The 550-nt window shown below is 27.6% G+C and carries 1 protein-coding gene; it reads left to right on the top strand.

Annotation, left to right across the window (positions count from 1 at the left end):
* The coding region (locus tag Q1A73_RS24465; protein ID WP_299611457.1) for a hypothetical protein at positions 1-515 on the top strand (515 nt) is incomplete at its 5' end.
* Between the last annotated feature and the right edge of the window lie 35 nt (positions 516-550).

The following is a 550-nucleotide window of genomic DNA, read 5'->3' as shown; positions in this document are numbered from 1 at the left end:
AAAGTCACATATTAGAGTTAAAAATAATTCTAATCTTGATCGCAGTTTTAGGGTTAGGATTGACATTTGGAATTGAAACAAAATTGATTAACATAGATTTATCAAGTATTTTTATTGTAATTACATCAGTTATTCTTTTAGTTGGTGTATACAGCTATTACGCAATTATGAATAGTGATTTTATTCTTAATGATGAGGAGATTTTAATTATAAATCGATTCATATTCTTCAAAAGAGAAGAAAAAATTAGATTGGATAGAATAAAAAGAATAATATTTCGAGATGACACTAGTATAAATTTACTTTCTGGATATAAATGGGTTAGAATTGAGTATTTAACAGATTCAAAATCATTGAAATCAAAAAAAGTATATTGCAATGGAATGGAATATGATGCATTTGATGAGAATCTTAACTTTCCGACTTTTGACGAGTTTTTTGATGAACTGGAAAGGAGAGGTTTGAATATTAAATGGACAAAAAAACGCACCCACAACAAGGTGTATAAATCATAATGGCTTCGCCATATAACAATTCATACACGCAACGT

Origin of the sequence: uncultured Aquimarina sp. (genome assembly GCF_947492115.1) — a bacterium.
Lineage (GTDB): Bacteria > Bacteroidota > Bacteroidia > Flavobacteriales > Flavobacteriaceae > Aquimarina.
Note: the sequence above shows the minus strand (reverse complement) of the source record. Positions and strands in the feature narration are given on the sequence as shown.